The 17,909-nt window shown below is 65.3% G+C and carries 19 protein-coding genes and 1 pseudogene; 13 read left to right on the top strand and 7 right to left on the bottom strand.

The window, feature by feature from the left end; translation table 11 throughout:
• The 4 genes and pseudogenes from CAF78_RS28815 to CAF78_RS22790 all read left to right on the top strand — a co-directional run.
• Positions 1 to 175, top strand: a pseudogene (locus tag CAF78_RS28815) (glycine/betaine ABC transporter permease); the annotation flags it as partial.
• A gap of 65 nt (positions 176 to 240) precedes the next feature.
• Positions 241 to 1,269 carry a glycine betaine/L-proline ABC transporter substrate-binding protein ProX gene (proX, locus tag CAF78_RS22800; protein WP_085678366.1) on the top strand — a complete coding sequence of 343 codons (1,029 nt, stop codon included), beginning with the start codon at positions 241 to 243 and terminating at the stop codon, positions 1,267 to 1,269.
• A 142-nt stretch (positions 1,270 to 1,411) separates the two neighbouring features.
• A complete protein-coding gene (locus CAF78_RS22795; protein WP_085678364.1) occupies positions 1,412 to 2,467 on the top strand; it encodes a GlxA family transcriptional regulator in 1,056 nt (351 codons plus the stop codon).
• 379 nt (positions 2,468 to 2,846) lie between these two features.
• Complete coding sequence (locus CAF78_RS22790) at positions 2,847 to 3,803, top strand: AraC family transcriptional regulator (protein WP_085678361.1); 957 nt, start codon at positions 2,847 to 2,849, stop codon at positions 3,801 to 3,803.
• Between the two features lie 6 nt (positions 3,804 to 3,809).
• Here the strand turns inward: CAF78_RS22790 and CAF78_RS22785 are convergent, their stop codons facing one another.
• Entirely contained in the window at positions 3,810 to 4,961 is a 1,152-nt protein-coding gene (locus tag CAF78_RS22785; RefSeq protein ID WP_085678358.1) for an acyl-CoA dehydrogenase family protein, read from the bottom strand.
• Positions 4,962 to 4,977: 16 nt separating this feature from the next.
• Positions 4,978 to 6,048 (bottom strand): enoyl-CoA hydratase/isomerase family protein, encoded by a 1,071-nt coding sequence (locus CAF78_RS22780; RefSeq protein WP_085678355.1) that lies wholly within the window; start codon positions 6,046 to 6,048, stop codon positions 4,978 to 4,980.
• Between the two features lie 301 nt (positions 6,049 to 6,349).
• Here CAF78_RS22780 and mdcA point away from each other — a divergent pair, with 301 nt between their 5' ends.
• From mdcA to madM, 9 genes are read left to right on the top strand one after another with little or no spacing between them, the layout of a single operon-like run.
• Positions 6,350 to 8,011, top strand: a complete 1,662-nt coding sequence (mdcA, locus tag CAF78_RS22775) for a malonate decarboxylase subunit alpha (protein WP_085678352.1) — start codon at positions 6,350 to 6,352, stop codon at positions 8,009 to 8,011.
• Positions 8,011 to 8,967: a triphosphoribosyl-dephospho-CoA synthase gene (locus tag CAF78_RS22770; protein WP_085678349.1), complete on the top strand. Its 957-nt coding sequence runs from the start codon at positions 8,011 to 8,013 to the stop codon at positions 8,965 to 8,967. The genes mdcA and CAF78_RS22770 overlap by 1 nt, the downstream gene beginning before the upstream one ends.
• A gap of 1 nt (position 8,968) precedes the next feature.
• Positions 8,969 to 9,268, top strand: a complete 300-nt coding sequence (locus CAF78_RS22765; RefSeq protein WP_085678346.1) for a malonate decarboxylase subunit delta — start codon at positions 8,969 to 8,971, stop codon at positions 9,266 to 9,268.
• Positions 9,261 to 10,109: a biotin-independent malonate decarboxylase subunit beta gene (locus CAF78_RS22760; protein WP_085678343.1), complete on the top strand. Its 849-nt coding sequence runs from the start codon at positions 9,261 to 9,263 to the stop codon at positions 10,107 to 10,109. The genes CAF78_RS22765 and CAF78_RS22760 overlap by 8 nt, the downstream gene beginning before the upstream one ends.
• Positions 10,106 to 10,897: a biotin-independent malonate decarboxylase subunit gamma gene (gene mdcE / locus CAF78_RS22755; protein ID WP_085678339.1), complete on the top strand. Its 792-nt coding sequence runs from the start codon at positions 10,106 to 10,108 to the stop codon at positions 10,895 to 10,897. Before CAF78_RS22760 ends, mdcE begins: the two co-directional genes overlap by 4 nt.
• A 1-nt stretch (position 10,898) precedes the next feature.
• Positions 10,899 to 11,513, top strand: coding sequence for a malonate decarboxylase holo-ACP synthase (locus CAF78_RS22750; protein ID WP_085678336.1), 615 nt, complete (start codon positions 10,899 to 10,901; stop codon positions 11,511 to 11,513).
• Entirely contained in the window at positions 11,510 to 12,430 is a 921-nt protein-coding gene (mdcH, locus tag CAF78_RS22745) for a malonate decarboxylase subunit epsilon (protein ID WP_085678332.1), read from the top strand. The genes CAF78_RS22750 and mdcH overlap by 4 nt, the downstream gene beginning before the upstream one ends.
• A 60-nt stretch (positions 12,431 to 12,490) precedes the next feature.
• Positions 12,491 to 12,913, top strand: a complete 423-nt coding sequence (madL, locus tag CAF78_RS22740; RefSeq protein ID WP_085678328.1) for a malonate transporter subunit MadL — start codon at positions 12,491 to 12,493, stop codon at positions 12,911 to 12,913.
• A 2-nt stretch (positions 12,914 to 12,915) separates the two neighbouring features.
• The gene (gene madM / locus CAF78_RS22735; protein WP_085678325.1) at positions 12,916 to 13,680 is read left to right on the top strand and encodes a malonate transporter subunit MadM; all 765 of its coding nucleotides are present in this window, start codon (positions 12,916 to 12,918) and stop codon (positions 13,678 to 13,680) included.
• 136 nt (positions 13,681 to 13,816) lie between these two features.
• Here the strand turns inward: madM and CAF78_RS29110 are convergent, their stop codons facing one another.
• The 5 genes from CAF78_RS29110 to fni form a co-directional block, all read right to left on the bottom strand.
• Positions 13,817 to 14,530, bottom strand: a complete 714-nt coding sequence (locus tag CAF78_RS29110; protein WP_371856921.1) for an RHS repeat-associated core domain-containing protein — start codon at positions 14,528 to 14,530, stop codon at positions 13,817 to 13,819.
• Between the two features lie 281 nt (positions 14,531 to 14,811).
• Positions 14,812 to 15,081, bottom strand: coding sequence for a DUF3077 domain-containing protein (locus CAF78_RS22725; RefSeq protein ID WP_085678318.1), 270 nt, complete (start codon positions 15,079 to 15,081; stop codon positions 14,812 to 14,814).
• Between the two features lie 166 nt (positions 15,082 to 15,247).
• Entirely contained in the window at positions 15,248 to 15,490 is a 243-nt protein-coding gene (locus CAF78_RS22720; RefSeq protein ID WP_085678315.1) for a hypothetical protein, read from the bottom strand.
• 344 nt (positions 15,491 to 15,834) lie between these two features.
• On the bottom strand, positions 15,835 to 16,749 hold the full coding sequence (locus CAF78_RS22715) for a LysR substrate-binding domain-containing protein (protein WP_085678387.1): 915 nt from the start codon (positions 16,747 to 16,749) through the stop codon (positions 15,835 to 15,837).
• Between the two features lie 51 nt (positions 16,750 to 16,800).
• Positions 16,801 to 17,847 (bottom strand): type 2 isopentenyl-diphosphate Delta-isomerase, encoded by a 1,047-nt coding sequence (gene fni / locus CAF78_RS22710; RefSeq protein ID WP_085678311.1) that lies wholly within the window; start codon positions 17,845 to 17,847, stop codon positions 16,801 to 16,803.
• Positions 17,848 to 17,909 lie beyond the last annotated feature (62 nt).

Raw genomic sequence — 17,909 nt, 5'->3', positions numbered from 1 at the left:
CGTCGGTGGCGTCGGCCTGGTGCTGCTGGCGATCTTCCTCGACCGCCTGACCCAGGCCATGGGCGCGCGCACCAGCGCCGACCCGAGCCTGCGCTGGTATCACACCGGGCCGGTGGGCGTGGTCCTGCGCCTGTGCGGCGCGGTGCAACCGCAAGGGCGGCGCAAGACTGCCTGAGTTTTACCCTTGATGTATTCGATCTGCCGCACTTGAAGATAAAAATCAGAAGAAGGTAAGCGACGATGCACGAATCCACGTTCACCCGCAGCATGCTCAAATGCGCCACGGCGCTGACGCTGGTCGCCGCCGCGCTGTGCGCCCATGCCTCGGCCGACAAGCCGGGGGAAGGGGTCAAGGTGACCCCGATCTTCCCCTCCATCGCCGAAGAACGCTTCCGTGGCGAAGTCGCCATGGAGGGCCTGCGCGAACTGGGCTACAAGGTGCAGGAGCCGAAGGAGACCGAGTACGGCGTGATGATGGTGGCCTTGGCCAACGGCGATGCCGACTTCACCGTGCACCTGTGGGAAAAGCTCCACGACAAGTTCTACCAGCAGGCCGGTGGTGACGATGTGATGGTCAAGACCGGCAACATCCTGCCGGGGGTCGCTCAGGGCTACCTGATCGACAAGAAGACCGCCGACCAATACCACATCAAGTACATCACCGACCTGAAGAAACCCGAGATTGCCAAGCTGTTCGACACCGACGGCGACGGCAAGGCCGACATGACCGGCTGCAACCCAGGCTGGGGCTGCGAGCTGGTGATCGCCCACCACATGAAGGCCTACGACCTCGGCAAGACCGTCAACGTCAACCAGGGTTCGTACTTCGCGCTGATGGCCGACACCATCACCCGCTACAAGGAAGGCAAGCCGATCCTGTACTTCACCTGGGTGCCGCAGTGGATCGCCAGCGTGCTGGTCGAGGGCAAGGACGTGGTCTGGCTGGAAGTGCCGAAAACCGACCTGCCGGATGGCAACAATGACGTCGACACGATGTACCACGGCAAGAACCTTGGGTTTGCCATCGACAAGGTGGTGGCGGTGCTGAACAAGGATTTTGCCAAGAAGAACCCGGCCGCGGAGAAGTTTCTGTCACTGGTGCAGATCAGCACCGATGACGAGAGCAACCAGAACCTGAAGATGCAGAACGGCGAGAAAAAGCCGGCCGACATTACCCGCCATGCCAAGGAATGGGTCGCCGCGCACCGTCAGCAGTTCGATCAGTGGCTGCAGGCTTCCCGCGCTGCCGCCACCCAGGCCAGCCAGTAATCCCGTTACAGCGGTGTCGTAGCATTCGCGGGCAAGCCCGCTCCCACAGGGTTAGCGTCAGCCTCAGGCTTGCGCGGCCCCCTGTGGGAGCGGGCATGCCCGCGAAGAATCCACCGCAAAACTCCGCCGTAGAGTCACCGCCATGAGCCATTTCGAAAGCATCCTGAAGAACACCAACCTGGCCCACCTCGACCCCGCTGGCCGCACCACCCTGGGCCTGCCATGCCGTCGCGTGGCCTTTGTCCTGCGCGAGCACTTCTCGATGATGGCCTTCACCGCCGCCATGGACACCCTGGTCACCGCCAACCTGATGAGCGCCACGCCGCTGTTCGACATCCAGGTGGTGGGCGAGGGCGCGCAGGTGATGAGCGACCTTGGCATCGCGCTGCCCGTTAACTGTGCGCTTGCCGAGCTGGATGTGCACGGGCTCGACAGCCTGCTGGTGTGCGGCGGTTTCCGCGTGCGCCTGGAAGCGTCGGCGCTGCTGCGCGGCAAGCTGCGCCAGGCCGACCACCTGGGCTGCCAGTTGGGCGGGTTGTGGAATGGCGCCTACTTCCTGGCCGAAGCCGGGCTGCTCAACGACCACGATTGCGCCTTCCACCCGGACGGTCGGGCGATGATGAGCGAGTTGTTCCCCAAGGTACGCGTCAGCCGCCAGGCGCATAGGCTCGACAGCCGGCGAATGAGCTGCGCCGGGGCCAGCAGTGCGCTGGACATGATGCTGGCGCTGCTCGAATTCAAAGGTGGCGAGGCGCTGCGCCGGGCCGTGGAGCAGATGCTGGCGTGTGACCGTTCGCGGGTGCTGAGCGACGTACCGTCGAGCGCGCCGGAAGTGGACCCGAGCCTGCCGCGTGGGGTGCGCCTGGCACTGGAGTTGATGCACGCCAATATCGAAGATCCGATCGGCATCGACGAGATCGCCGAGCATGCCGGGTTGTCGCGGCGCCACCTGGAGCGTTTGTTCCGCCGTCATGTGCAGGCCACGCCGCCCCGTTATTACCTGGAGTTGCGCCTGACCCATGCACGGCAGCTGCTGCAGCACACCAGCAAGTCGCTGACCGAGGTGGCGGTGGCCAGTGGGTTCGTCAGTTTTCCGCATTTCTATCGGCGCTTTCGCGAGCTGTTCGCCATTGCACCGCGCCAGTTCCGGGCACGCAGCCAGGGCTGGGCAGGGCGGCAGGAACTCGCTGTGCATTGATGATTTGATGTTTGTCCTCGCCGGCCTCTTCGCGGGCAAGCCCGCTCCCACAGGGGCCGCGCAAGCCTCAAGCTCACGCCGTCTCTGTGGGAGCGGGCGCGCCCGCGAAGAGGCCAGTACAGGCAATAGAACATCAACCATGTTCGATAATCGCCCAGGCGCCGCAAGCCCACTGTCCGCTATCCGCCCACCCAATCCGAACATCTGATTGCCCAACCCCCCGCCTTTTTGCTTAGCTGTGTCACTAATGCGCCAGTGGTCAGCTGACCCCAGATACCCGACCCTGGCCCGATAGAATGACCGTGAACGACCGCAACCACAGGCCCCGGGCCAGTAGGACGCGGCGCCCAGAACAATAACGATGCCGAGTGCCTTGCCTATGGAAAGCCGCCTGCTGAGCGAGCGCAGTAGCGTGTTCCATCACGCCGACCCTTATGCGGTGTCCGACTACGTCAACCAGCACGTCGGCCAGCACTGCATCGGCCTGGCGCGCACCACCCACCCCCAGGCCAGCCTCAGCCACCGCAAGTTCGCCGAGCTCGACCTGTGCCGCATCAGCTACGGCGGCAGCGTGCGGGTCACCTCGCCGGCGCTGGAATCCATCTACCACCTGCAGGTGCTGCTCAACGGCAACTGCCTGTGGCGCGGGCACCAGCGCGAGCACCACCTGGTGCCGGGCGAACTGCTGCTGATCAACCCGGACGACCCGGTCGACCTGACCTATTCCGAAGACTGCGAGAAGTTCATCCTCAAGGTGCCGACCCGCCTGCTCGACACCATCTGCGATGAGCAGCGCTGGCAGCGCCCGGATGGCGGTGTGCGGTTCTTGCGCAACCACTACCGGCTGGAAGAACTGGATGGCTTCGTCAACCTGCTGGCCATGGTGTGCCACGAAGCCGAGGTCAGTGATTCGCTGCCGCGCGTACAGGGCCATTACAGCCAGATCGTCGCCAGCAAGCTGATGACCCTGATGAGCACCAATATCCGTCGCGAGAGCCTCGGTACCCCGGGTGCCAGCCTGGAGCGGATCCTCGATTACATCGACCGTAATCTCAGGCTGGAGCTACCCGCCGAGGCGCTGGCGGAGCAGGCCTGCATGAGTGTGCGCTCGCTCTATGGGTTGTTCGATCGCCATCTGGGCACCACCCCCAAGCAGTACGTGCGCCAGCGCAAGCTGGAGCGGGTGCACGCGTGCCTGAGCGATGGCAGCTGCGCGGTGCGCAGCGTCACCGAGCTGGCCATGGATTACGGCTTCCTGCACCTGGGGCGGTTCTCCGAGGTGTATCGCCAGCGCTTTGGCGAGCTGCCTTCGGAGACCTTCAGGCAGCGCCATTGAGAGGGATTACAAGGGGTAGTGCTTGAGTTCGCGTGCGATCAGCATGCGCTGGATCTCGCTCGACCCCTCGTAGATCTGGGTGATACGCGCATCGCGGTAGTAGCGCTCGACCGGATAATCCTCCAGATACCCATACCCGCCATGCACCTGAATGGCCATCGAGCACACCCGCTCGGCCATTTCCGAAGCGAACAGCTTGGCCTGCGAGGCCTCCGACAGGCATGGCTTGCCGGCCGTACGCAGCCGTGCGGCATGCAGGATCAGCAAGCGCGCCGCATTCACCTGTACCTGCATGTCGGCCAGCAGGTTGGCGATGCTCTGGTGCTCGTTGATCGGCTTGCCGAACTGGATGCGATCACGCGAGTACACCAGCGCAGCCTCGAATGCCGCACGGGCGATGCCCAGGGCCTGGGCGGCGATGCCGATGCGCCCGCCTTCGAGGTTGGACAGGGCGATGGCCAGGCCCTTGCCACGTTCGCCGAGAAGGTTGGCCGCCGGGATGCGGCAGTTGTCGAAGGTCACCGCGCAGGTGTCGGAGGCGCGGATGCCCATCTTGTGCTCGCTGCGGTCGACCTTGAAACCCGGGTTGTCGGTTGGCACCAGGAACGCTGAAAGGCCTTTCTTGCCCAGCTCCGGGTCGGTGACGGCGAAGACGATCGCCAGGCCGGCACGGCGGGCGTTGCTGACGAACTGCTTGGAGCCGTTGATCACCCACTCGCCATCCACCCGCTCGGCGCGGGTGCGCAGGTTGTGCGCTTCGGAACCGGCCTGGGGCTCGGTCAGGCAGAAGCAGCCGATCACCTCGCCAGTGGCCAGGCGCGGTAGCCAGGCCTGTTGCTGTTCGGGCGTGCCATAGGCGAGCAGGGGGCCGCAGCCGACCGAGTTGTGGATGCTCATCATCGCGCCGGTGGCGCCGCAACCGGCGGCGATTTCCTCGACTGCCAGGGCATAGGCCACATAGTCGGTGTAGCTGCCGCCGAACGCTTCGGGCACGACCATGCCGAGCAGGCCCAGCTCGCCCATCTTGCGTACCACGCCATCGTCGATCCAGCCGGCCTTTTCCCAGGCCTGGGCATGCGGGGCGATCTCGCCACGGGCAAAGTCCCGGGCCATGTCGCGGATCATGATCTGTTCTTCGCTCAGTTCCAGGTCTTGCATCTGTGTACTCCCGGGCTCACAGGCCTTCGAAGAATTGGTCGACCCGCTGGCGCGACAGCCCGGCCAGGGTTGGCGGGTTCCAGCGCGGCTGCTTGTCCTTGTCGATGATCAGGGCGCGCACGCCCTCGATGATGTCGCCGTACTGGAACCATTGGCGGTCGATGTGCAGCTCCATGGCGAAGCAGGCTTCCAGTGCCAGGTGGCGACCGCGGCGCAGCATCTCCAGGGTAACCGCCATGGCCAGCGGCGAGCGGCTTTCCAGCTGGTCGGCGGTGGCGACCGCCCAGGGGTGGCTGTCGCCGATGCTCACGGCGCGCAGCTGCTCGATGATCGCCCCAAGGTCCGGCTGGGCGAAGAAATGGTCGATGACCGGGCGCAGCTTTTCCAGCGGCGCATTGTCCAGCACCTGGCTGCCGAGCCTGGCCAGCAGGTTCTGCAAGTCCTTGAGCGGGTGGTCACCGAAACGCAGCTGGTCCAGGCCTTCATCCAGGGCCGCGAGCTTGTCGCTGGTCAGGTACCAGTCGGCCAGCCCGCAGTACAGGGCATCGGCGGCCTGGATCTGGGTGCCGCTGACGCCCAGGTAGGTGCCCAGTTCGCCCGGGATGCGCGACAGGAAGTAGCTGCCGCCAACGTCCGGGAAGTAGCCGATGCCGACTTCGGGCATGCCCAGGCGGCTGCGTTCGGTGACGATGCGCAGGTCGCAGCCCTGGGCCAGGCCCATGCCGCCACCAAGGGTGAAACCGTCCATCAGCACCAGCACCGGCTTGCGGTAGCGGTGGATGGCCAGGTCCAGGGCGTATTCCTCGACGAAGAAATCTTCGTGCAGGGTGTCGCCGGCCTTGTAGCTGTCGTGCAACGAGCGGATATCACCGCCGGCGCAGAAGCCCTTGGGGCCTTCGCCGCGCAGCACCACGGCCTGCACCTGCAGGTCTTCGGCCCACTGGTCGAAGTGCTGGCGCAGGCTGCGCACCATGTCCAGGGTCAGGGCGTTGAGGCCGGCAGGGCGGTTGAGGGTGAGGTGGCCAATCTGGTTGCGGACCTCGGCCAGTACATGAGCCGTTGCCGAGGTATGAGCGTGCGCGGTCATCGCGTTCTCCCTGCTTTGTTATTGATTTTCCAAGTGAAGTCTGGAGTGCGCTGGAGGATCGCTGGATCCTGTCATGCGAATTTGCCTTGCACAATCGACAATTCTGCAGGGGCATCGTGCGTTTTTGCCTTATAGGTAGCGCACACCGGGCTGAGTACAGCCACTCTAGCAAGGTATTGCCGAAGGCCCTATCAGGCTGATCATTACGCTGACCGTAACGAACAGCCCCCCAGCTTGATTGATCCCCCACTCCTGCGCGCCCTAATGTGCCCCCACGACAGCGAACCCGTGGAGTCACCCAATGACCATAACAAAGAATCCACCGCCGCAATGGTCCAGGCGGCGCGCCGAGAAGCAGCGCCGCCTGGACCGCGTCCGCCACTTGGCCGATGGTGTGGTGCTGCCCACCGAGCGAATCGTCGAAGCCCTGGAACTGCTGATCGCCCCCGGCGACCGCGTAGTACTCGAAGGCAACAACCAGAAGCAGGCCGACTTCCTCTCGCGTTCGCTGGCCAAGGCCGACCCCGAGCGCCTGCACGACCTGCACATGATCATGCCCAGCGTCAGCCGCGCCGAACACCTGGACCTGTTCGAACGCGGCATCGCCCGCAAGCTCGACTTCTCCTTCGCCGGCCCGCAGAGCCTGCGCATCGGCCAGCTGCTGGAAGACGGCCTGCTCGAAGTCGGCGCCATCCACACCTACATCGAGTTGTATTCGCGGCTGCTGGTCGACCTGATCCCCAATGTCACGCTGGTTGCCGGCTTCATGGCCGACAGTGAGGGCAACCTGTACACCGGCCCCAGCACCGAAGACACCCCGGCGCTGGTCGAGCCGGCGGCGTTCAGCGACGGCCTGGTGATCGCCCAGGTCAACCAGTTGGTGGAGCGCGTCGACGACCTGCCGCGCGTGGACATCCCGGCGTCCTGGGTCGACTTCGTGGTGGTCGCCGACCAGCCGTTCTACATCGAACCGCTGTTCACCCGCGACCCGCGCCACATCAAGCCGGTGCATGTGCTGATGGCGATGATGGCGATCCGCGGCATCTACGAGAAACACCAGGTGCAGTCACTGAACCACGGCATCGGTTTCAACACCGCCGCCATCGAGTTGATTCTGCCCACCTACGGTGAGTCGCTGGGCCTCAAGGGCAAGATCTGCCGCAACTGGACCCTCAACCCGCACCCGACCCTGATCCCGGCCATCGAGACCGGCTGGGTCGAGAGCGTGCATTGCTTCGGCACCGAACTGGGCATGGAGGACTACATCGCCCAGCGCCCGGACGTGTTCTTCACCGGCCGCGACGGCTCGCTGCGTTCCAACCGCATGATGTGCCAGTTGGCCGGGCAGTACGCGGTCGACCTGTTCATCGGCGCCACCTTGCAGGTCGACGGCGACGGCCATTCCTCGACCGTCACCCGTGGCCGCCTGGCGGGCTTCGGCGGGGCGCCGAACATGGGCCACGACCCCCGCGGTCGGCGCCATGCGACCCCGGCCTGGCTCGACATGACGGTGCCCGAGACCCTGCTCGAACGTGGCCGCAAGCTGGTGGTGCAGATGGTCGAGACCTATCAGGAAGGCGGCAAACCCACCTTCGTCGAAACCCTCGACGCGGTGGACGTGGCGAAGAAAGCCGGTATGCCCCTGGCGCCGGTGATGATCTATGGCGACGACGTCACCCACCTGCTCACCGAGGAAGGCATCGCTTACCTGTACAAGGCGCGCAGCCTGGAGGAGCGCCGGCAGATGATCGCCGCCGTGGCCGGCGTCACCGCCATCGGCCTGCGCCACGACCCCAAGGATACCCTGCGCCTGCGCCAGCAAGGCCTGGTCGCCTTGCCCGAAGACCTTGGCATCCGCCGCACCGACGCCAGCCGCGAGCTGCTCGCCGCGCGCAGCATCGCCGACCTGGTCGAGTGGTCCGGCGGCCTCTACAACCCGCCCGCACGGTTCAGGAGTTGGTGATGAATGTGCATGACTTGAAACCGTATCAGCTTCTTCGCGAGCAAGCTCGCTCCCACAGGGATACCGGCGGACTTGGGGGCGGCGCGATACCTGTGGGAGCGGGCTTGCCCGCGAAGAGGCCGGCGCAGCAAAGCATTATCTCCCTGGCTGAGCACCTCGCCGACCTGGCAGTTGAAGCCCTGATCGACGAAGCCGACCTGTCGCCCAAACCCGGCCTGGTCGACCGCCGCAGCAGTGGCGCCCACACCGACATGACCCTGGCCCTGATGCACGCCTCGGCGCTGGCCCTGTGGCCTTGCCTGCGGCAGATGGCCGAGGCCGCGCAGGCCCATGGCGGCATCACACAGCCGCTGCGCGCCGAACTGGGCCGTATCGGCCGCGAAGGTGAACAGGCCATGCTCGCCACCACCGGCGGCATCAACACCCATCGCGGTGCAATCTGGGCCCTTGGCCTGCTGGTGGCCGCGCAAGCCCTCGATGCCAAGGCCGAGCCCCTGGCGGTTGCCGCCCGTGCCGGGCGCATCGCCCTGATCGATGACCCCGCAGCGCCTGCCCAGCAAAGCCATGGCTCCCAGGTCCACCAGCGCTACGGCGCCAGCGGTGCCCGCGAACAGGCCCAGCAAGGTTTCCCCGCCGTGCTCGAACACGGCCTGCCGCAGCTGCGCCACAGCCGCGCCAACGGTGCCAGCGAAAGCAACGCGCGGCTGGATGCCTTGCTGGCAATCATGGCCACGCTCAGCGACACCTGCGTGCTCTGGCGCGCCGGCCCGCAAGGCCTGCAAACCCTGCAGGCGGGCGCCCGCGCGGTGCTCGATGCCGGTGGCAGCGCCACCCTCGACGGCCGCCGCCAGCTCCGGCTGCTGGACGCGCAACTGCTGCAACTGAACGCCTCACCGGGCGGCGCCGCCGATCTGTTGGCCGCCTGCCTGTTCCTCGACAAAGCCGGGAGCCTGTGAAATGGAAACCCTGAACTTTCAATTCCCCGCCGCCGAGCCCGGCCGTGGCCGCACCTTGGTCGGCTGCGTCAGCTCCGGCGACCTGGAAGTGCTGATCGAGCCCGGCAGCGCCGGCCGCCTGGACATCCAGGTGGTCACTTCGGTCAACGGCAGCAGCGCACGCTGGCAGCAGCTGTTCCAGCGCCTGTTCGATGGCCGCACGCTACCTGCGGTGAAGATCGACATTCACGACTTCGGCGCCACCCCCGGCGTGGTGCGCCTGCGCCTGGAGCAAGGTTTCGAGGAGATTGGCCATGACTGACACCGCCCGCCTGCTGCAAAGCCGCAGCTTCGTCGAACTCGGCGCCCGCCAGCGTGCCCGCGCCTTGCTCGACGCTGGCAGTTTCCGTGAACTGCTCGGCCCATTCGACCGCCTGATGTCGCCATGGCTGCCGCGCCAGGGCATCGTGCCCCAGGCCGACGACGGCGTGGTCATCGCCAAGGGCCAGCTCGCCGGCCGGCCTGCCGTGATCGCCGCCATCGAAGGTGCGTTCCAGGGCGGCAGCATGGGTGAGGTGGGCGGTGCCAAGATCGCCGGCGCCCTGGAGCTGGCCATCGAGGACAACCACAACGGCATCCCCACCTGCGCCGTGCTGTTGCTGGAGACCGGCGGCGTGCGCCTGCAAGAGGCCAACCTCGGCCTGGCGGCGATTGCCGAAATCCAGGCAGCGATCGTCGAGCTGCGCGCCCATCAGCCGGTGATCGGCCTGGTCGCAGGTTCGGTCGGCTGCTTCGGTGGCATGTCCATCGCCGCCGGGCTGTGCAGTCACCTGTTGGTCACCCGCGAGGCGCGCCTGGGCCTCAACGGCCCGCAAGTGATCGAGCAGGAGGCGGGTATTGCCGAGTACGACGCCAAGGACCGCCCCTTCATCTGGAGCCTGACCGGTGGCGAACAACGTTACGCCAGCGGCCTGGTGGACGCCTATGTGGCGGACGACGTCGACCGCATCCGCCAGCAACTGCTGCAGCTGCTGGACGCGCCATCGGCCAACCGCGCCAGCCGCCATGCCGTGTACCTGGAGCGCCTGGCCAGCCTGGGTGCCGACTGCCCGCAACTGGACGCCGCTGCCGTGCGTGCCCTTTATCAAGGAGAAGCCCAATGAACCGTGCCCTGAACTGGCTGCCGGGCCTGGCCGGTGGCGAACCACAGGCGGGCTATCCCGCCTCGCTGCAGGTGGTCGATGGCGAACTGGATAACCGCCTGGCGCGCTTCATCGCCGTGGTGCCCGACGCGCACAACCCGTTCCCGCGTGCGCGTACCGGCGAAGTCGGCCTGCTCGAAGGCTGGGGCCTGGCCAAGGCCGTGAGCGATGCAATGGCGCTGGACCGCGAAGGCGTGAAACGGGCCATCGTCGCGATCATCGATGTGCCGAGCCAGGCCTATGGCCGCCGCGAAGAAGCCTTGGGCATCCACCAGGCCTTGGCCGCCGCCGTGCAGGCCTACGCCCAGGCGCGGCTGGCGGGGCACCCGGTGATTGGCCTGCTGGTCGGCAAGGCCATGTCCGGCGCGTTTCTGGCCCATGGCTACCAGGCGCAACGGCTGATCGCGCTGGATGACAGCGGGGTGATGGTGCACGCGATGGGCAAGGCGGCGGCGGCGCGCATTACCCTGCGCAGTGTCGAACAGCTGGAGGCGCTGGCCGCCGAGGTGCCGCCGATGGCCTATGACCTCGCCAGTTATGCCTCGCTGGGGTTGCTGTGGCGGCGCCTGCAGGTCGAGAGCGCCGACGCGCCGAGCGCCAGGGATATTGCCCAGGTACGCGCCTGCCTGGCCGAAGCGGTGCGCGATATCGGCCATTCGACAGATTTGAAGTCGCGCCTGGGCGGTGAAAACCGCAGTGCCTCCCGTGACGTGCGTGCACGCTTGCGCAGCCAATGGCAGGAGGCTTGAGATGAACCTGCCGCAGCCACATGACCTGCTCTGGGGCATGCCCTCGGCCGAGCTGCCTGCCGATGCGCCTGCCTGGGCCGTGCAGGCACTCGCCGCCGGGCAGCCGGTGGTGGTGCGACGCGCCGCCTGCGCCAGCGGCTGGGTGGCGGTAGGCGTGCGCGGGCAGGGGCGGGAACAGCGCCTGGGTGTGCTGATGCGCTTGCGTGATATCCAGCGGCAGCTGCGCCCAGAGGCATTGCGCTGGGCGGCGCAAAGTCCCTGGCCAGCCTTGCAGGCGCTGGCCTCGGTGACGCCCGTGCTCGATGCTTGCGGGCTGGCTTGGGGGCCGACGGGCAGTGTGGGTTTCCAGTTGGCCACCGGCTGCAACGTCGTGCATGGCGCCAGTGACCTCGATCTGCTGGTGCGCACGCCGCAATTCATGACCCGGGCCAAGGCACGCGAGCTGCTGGATATCCTCGATTGCGGCCCGTGCCGCATCGATGTGCAGCTGGAGGCGCCAGCGGGTGCCGTGGCCCTGCGCGAGTGGGCCGGCGTGGCGCGCCGGGTGTTGCTCAAATCGGCCCACGGCGCACGCCTTGTCGCTGACCCGTGGAACGCGCTGGAGCGTGCAGCGTGAGCAGCCTGTTCGCGTTCCCAGGCCAGGGCGCGCAACAGCCAGGCATGCTGCAGCGCCTGCCTGAGGGCGCCTCACGGCTGCTGGAAGAGGCCAGTGATGTGCTGGGCGAGCAGGTATTGGCCCTGGACAGTGCCCAGGCTTTGCAGGCAACCCGTGCCGTGCAGCTCTGCCTGCTGCTGACCGGGGTGGCCTGGGCGCGCTGGCTGCTGCAGCGCAGCCCGGCACCGGAGTATGTTGCCGGGCTGTCCATCGGCGCTTATCCCGCTGCCGTTGCGGCCGGGGCGCTGCCGTTTGCCGATGCAGTACGCCTGGTCGCCCTGCGTGGCGAACTGATGCAGCGGGCCTACCCACAGGGTTACGGCATGACCGCTCTGAGCGGCCTCGACCTGAGCAGCGTCGAACGCTTGCTGGCGGAAGTGGGCGGTGAGGTGTACCTGGCCAACCTCAACAGCGACAACCAGATCGTCATCGCCGGCAGCGACACGGCCATGGCCGCGGTTGTCGCCAAGGCTCGCGGGCTTGGCCAGGGCGTGGCTCGACGCCTGGCGGTGAGCGTGCCGTCCCACTGCACATTGCTCGACGGCCCGGCCGCCGAGCTGGCAGCGGCCTTCGCCAGCGTAGAACTCCATCGCCCGGGCATCACTTACCTGAGTGGCAGTAGTGCGCGGCCGATCTTCGACCCACAACGCCTGCGTGATGACCTGGCCGGCAACATGGCCCGCCTGGTCGACTGGCGTGCTACGTTGCGCAACGCCTATGAACGCGGCGTGCGCCTGCACCTGGAGATGCCGCCGGGCAGCGTGCTCAGCGGCCTGGCCCGCCCAGTGTTCGAACAGGGCAGGGTGGTTGCCCTCGAAGCCACCCGCTGGGACACCGTCGATGCGCTGTTGCGCCAGGAGGTGGCCGACAACCGATGACGGCGCTGCAACTCGAAGAACAACAACAAGCAACTTCGACTCAAGCTGAGGACAACAACAATGATCATCTATGGTGTGGCTCTGCTGGCGGTATGCACGCTGGCCGGCGTTATCGTCGGCGACTTCCTGGGCGTGCTGCTGGGCGTCAAATCCAATGTGGGCGGGGTTGGCATCGCCATGATCCTGCTGATCTGCGCACGGCTGTACATGCAGCGCAAGGGCGGCATGAGCAAGGAGTGCGAGCTCGGCGTCGGCTTCTGGGGCGCCATGTACATCCCGGTGGTGGTGGCCATGGCCGCCCAGCAGAACGTGGTCACCGCCCTGCACGGCGGGCCGGTGGCACTGCTGGCGGCGATCGGTGCGGTGCTGGTGTGCGGGCTGACCATTGCCGTGATCAGCCGCAGCCATCGCGGCGAACCCTTGCCGGCGCCTGATGCGCCTGAGGTGGCCAATGCGCAGGTCGCCCCTGCAGGAGGGCGCTGATCATGTGGCCGATCATTGACAATGCCCTGGAACACAATGGCCTGATCACTGCCTTTGCGGTGGTTGGCGGGATCATGTGGTTGTCGGTGCTGCTGTCAAAGTACCTGACCTTTGGCCGGGTGCACGGCTCGGCCATCGCCATCGTCATCGGCCTGGTGCTGGCCTGGGTGGGCGGTACCGTGACCGGCGGGCAGAAGGGCCTGGCCGACATGGCGCTGTTCTCTGGCATCGGCCTGATGGGCGGGGCCATGCTGCGTGACTTCGCCATCGTCGCCACGGCCTTCGAGGTGCAGGCCACCGAAGCGCGCAAGGCCGGGATGATTGGTGCGGTGTCGCTGCTGCTGGGTACGGTGCTGCCGTTCATCGTCGGTTGCGCGGTGGCCTATGCCTTTGGTTATCGGGATGCGGTGAGCATGACCACCATCGGTGCCGGGGCAGTGACCTATATCGTCGGGCCGGTGACCGGGGCGGCGCTGGGGGCGAGTTCGGACGTGGTGGCGCTGTCGATTGCCACCGGGTTGATCAAGGCGATCCTGGTGATGGTGTTCACGCCGGTGTCGGCGCGGTTGCTGGCGTTGGACAACCCGCGCTCGGCGATGGTGTTTGGTGGGTTGGCGGGGACGGTGTCGGGTGTGACAGCCGGGCTCGCGGCTACCGATCGGCGGCTGGTGCCCTACGGTGCGCTGACTGCGACCTTCCACACTGGGCTTGGGTGCTTGATGGGGCCTTCAGTGCTGTATTTCTGCGTCAGGGGACTGGTTGGCTAGTACTGGCCTCTTCGCGGCTAAAGCCGCGGATGGTTCAGCTCAATCTTTTGATCATCTCTCCTTCGATCTTGTATTTCTGTGCGCGCAGGTTGATGGGATAGAAGGTTGGGCCTTAGTAGAGGCCCAACCTGTTCTATCACCTTGAAGGGGAGCGTGAGTCACGCAGTTCGCTAACCAGTGGTGGTAGATGCCTGGGTTGTTCTACCTGCCTAGGCCCGGGATTTTGGATAATCTGGACCGGTCCATCATGGTGATATATGTGTATATCCCGACGTATATTGAGCCTTTGAGCCGCTGCTATCAGTTGTTCTGCAAGGTTTTCAGGACGTGGTTGTGGTGAGGGGCTTCGCCTTAAATGGTAAAGCTGTTGGTAGTTGCGGTCATCGGATGCCGATGAGCTTGAGCGGCTTTCTCGTCCGTTGCCGCCAGGATTTCCGTCCGGGGCTTGCGGTCGATTTGGGCTCGGGCTTGGAGCGCGGCCCCGTCCTATTCGTGCTTGTTCTGCGCTCCGGTTTCGCGCTCGGCCTCGTGGTAATGGTGCTTGAGCTCCGCTCCGGCTTGGAGGGCTCGGCGATCGGCTGGGAGGGTGGCGCACCGGCATGTGCCCGTCAGGATCGATCAGGTTGACGGGATCTCCTGCGCAGTAACCATAGGCATTAAGGCCCCCGTCAGCGAACGGACTGTAACTATCGGGCGAGTTGAAGCGCATCAACACGGTGCTGTACAAACGGTAGCCCTTGCCCAGCCCGTAACTACTGGTCAAGGTCTCCCTGTGCTCGCCGTTGAACCCCAACTGCGACGGGCGTTTGCTGTCCTCTGTGTCATAGCCGTAACAAGTATAAGTAAACACTGAACTCTCCCGTCGAGCATCGCTGTCCTGCGCTATGGAAAAAGTTGTGCGTTCATACGCACCCTACGAGCCTTCTGTGTTTCCAGGGTTCAAGCATGGCCTTACTTACAATGAGGGCGCTACTGGCAGAATTGGGGGTTCGCAGAGGCCGGCCGGGGCCGCAACGCGACCCCAAGAGTCCAGCTCAATTCTCTCGGCTGTACATCCGGAATTCAGCCAACAAGGCCGGCGGCTCCCGCTCCTGGCCCTTGAGAAACACCGACTCGATTCATTGCCCTTATTCAAGGCGTCTTCATCATGCCCAGTTCGGCATCATCGAGCAGTGCCTTGGCCAGGGCGCTGAGATAGTGTGAGGCCCAGAGCAGCTGGGGTTTGTCTTCCATCAGGCCGTCGATGGTCAGGTCGCGCACGTAGCCCATCAGTTCAGAGGCCTGTTCGCGGGCGCTTTGGCAAGGGATGCCGGGTTCGATGCGGAAGAGGGGATGGGTCTGGTTATCACCCTGGTAGAAGGTGGTTTTGCCGACTGTGAAATGGGTTTCTTCAGTGGCCATGGTTTGATCTCCCTGAAGTTGAAACTGCCTGGGCTGGCCCAATCGCCGGCAAGCCGGGCTCCCACTGGTTCACCACATGCCTAAGGGTCGTCTACAACCTCAGGGGCGGCGCTGTGCGAGGGCGCCAGCCAGTGATAGCGTCAGGCCAGGCAAATCATGATGTGGATTAATGCAACGTCTGCGGGTCGGCTGGTTTCTGGATTTGAACCAGCGCCGATTCGAGCAATTTGCGTAGGGTTTCGAGCTCGTGCATTGACGTCATGATCAACAGCGACACGGGTGACTTGGGCTGCATCAGCATTGCCTGTTGGGCAACGACCTCGGCACAGAGTGCGTAGTCGGCGGCCATCATCAGCGTGTCTTCGAGGGCGTGGAGATAGTGGGGTGGATCGGGGACGATCTTGAGCATGGTCGAACTCCAACGTAGATAAGTGGAGCTACCACGGCCTTGCTGTCAAACAATGAGGTGGCAGCTGTACGCGGGTTGACAGACCGAGACGTTGGCACTCGGCGCACCAGAAGTGCCCGCACGTACAGCCACCATTAAAGTGTGCACACGAGGACAACGTCTACGGTCTGTCAAAACCGATCGCTGAATTGGCAGCGACCGGCCGAGACTAGAAGCCACGTTGACCCTGTGCAACGAAAAATGGGCGTCGGCAGTATCTTTGGGAAACGTCCTACGAGGAAGGGGCTATATCTGATTTTTTCAGCGGCCAGGCGTAACAGCATGTAACGTTTGAGGCGGAGAGGTTACTCAACTTGTCGACTATACATCCGGCACTCAGCCAACAAGGCCAACAGATTCGGCTCTCGCTCCCGGGCCTTGAGAAACACCACCCCGATATGCTGCTGCAAGCGATAGCGCGCCTGCAGCGCAATCAGCTTCACGCGGTTTTCGTACACCGCTGCGATCCGCCCCGGCAGCAGGGCGAACCCCACCCCGGAGCTGACCATGCTCAGCAGGGTGAAGATGTCGTTCACCTGCATCGCCACCTTGGGCTCGAACCCCGCCTGCTGGAACACCCGTGCCCCATCACGGTGGGTGGCGAAGCCCTGGGTCAGGGTGATGAAGGTGGAGTCGGCCAGGTCCGCCAGGTCCACTTCTTGCTGCACGGCGAACGGTGAATCGGTCGGCACGGCGAGGAAGATGTCGTCGGAGAACAGCGGCAGCTGTTCGCAGGCCGGGTCGGCCACGCTCTCGTCCAGTGACACCAGGATGGCTTCCAGCTCGTGGTTCTTCAGGCGTTGCAGCAGGTCGACGTTGGAGCCCAAGGTCAGGTCGATGTTCAGCTCGCTGCGCCGCAGCTTCAGGCCCATCACCAGTTTGGGCACGGTCTTGACGGTCAGCGAATACAGCGCGCCAAGGCGGAAGCGTTCGGCATAGAAACCGGCGGCTTCGCGGGTCTGGCGCACCATCTGCTCGGCGTCCTGGATCAGTTGGCGGGCTTTCTTTTCCAGCACGTAGGCGCTTTCCAGCGGGATCAACTGGCGGCCTTCGTGCTTGAACAGCGGGCAGCGCAGGGCGCTTTCCAGGGAGTGGATGGCCCGGTGCACGCTGACCGCGCTGGTGGACAGTTCGGCGGCGGCGCGGCCGAGGTTGCCGCTGCGCATGAAGGCGAGGAAGGTTTCGAGCTTCTTCAGGGTCAGTTCTTCGTCGATCAGCATGCGCATCGGCCAGCGGGAAGGAAGACCCTGATCATGCCACAGCGACAGGCCTCATGGCGGTGGCAGGTGGCTCGGCAGCAAGCGCGCCCGGCGCAGCTGCGCGAGGTTGCGCGAGCCGGTACAGAAGCAGGCGATACGCAGCTGGCGCAGGAGAATGTCGAAATGCTCCACCACGGCCTGGGTGGAGACCACGGCGGCACTCAATACGCTGGCCGCCTGGCCTACCAGGTCGGCACCGAGGCGAATGGCCTTGGCGGCATCGACGCCGTTGGCCACACCGCCGGAGGCGATCAGGCCGATTTCCGGCACGGCGCGGCGTACGGCCAGCAGGCAGTGTGCGGTGGGGATGCCCCAGTCGGCAAACGCCAGGGCGACCTCGCGCTCGGCGGCGCTACCGGCGCGTTCGGCTTCCACCGCTGCCCAGCTGGTGCCGCCGGCACCGGCCACGTCGATCATGGCCACGCCAGCATCGCAGAGCATGCGCGCGACGCTGGGTGATAGGCCCGCACCGACTTCCTTGACGATCACCGGCGCCGGCAACTGGGAGGTCAGGGTTTCGATGCGTTTCAGCACGCCGCGCCAGTCACGGTCGCCTTCAGGCTGTACGGCTTCCTGCAGGGGGTTGAGGTGGATGATCAGGGCATTGGCCTGCAGGGTGTCGACGGCGCGGCGCGCCAGGTCCAGGCCATCTGCCTCGCGCAACTGGGCGGCGCCGAGGTTGGCCAGTAGCGGCACATCCGGTGCCAGGCGACGCAGTTCGCCGGTCAGGCCCTGGTCGTGGCCACTGCGCAGGCTGACGCGCTGCGAGCCCACGCCCATGGCGATGCCGAGGGCCTGGGCCGCCTCGGCGAGGTGCTGGTTGATGAAGCGTGCGCGTTCCGCGCCACCGGTCATGGAACTGATCAGCAGCGGGGCGTGCAGGGTATGGCCGAACAGTTGGGTGCCCAGGTCGATGTCGTTCAGGGCCATCTCCGGTAGTGCGCAGTGCTCGAAGCGCAGTGCCGACCAGCCTGGGTCCACGCCGTGGGCGCTAATGCTGGTGGCCAGAACGATATCCAGATGATCGTCCTTGCGTTGACTCAGCGGGTTCTTCTTCATGCCGGCTCCATCTTGGGGGGGCAGCAGGTGTACAACGCTGGTTGTCTTGTATAGCTAAGCTG

Origin of the sequence: Pseudomonas sp. R28(2017) (assembly GCF_002112505.1) — a bacterium.
In the GTDB taxonomy this organism is placed as follows: Bacteria; Pseudomonadota; Gammaproteobacteria; order Pseudomonadales; family Pseudomonadaceae; genus Aquipseudomonas.
The sequence above is the reverse complement of the archived record's forward strand: the minus strand, read 5'-3'. Positions and strand labels throughout refer to the sequence as shown.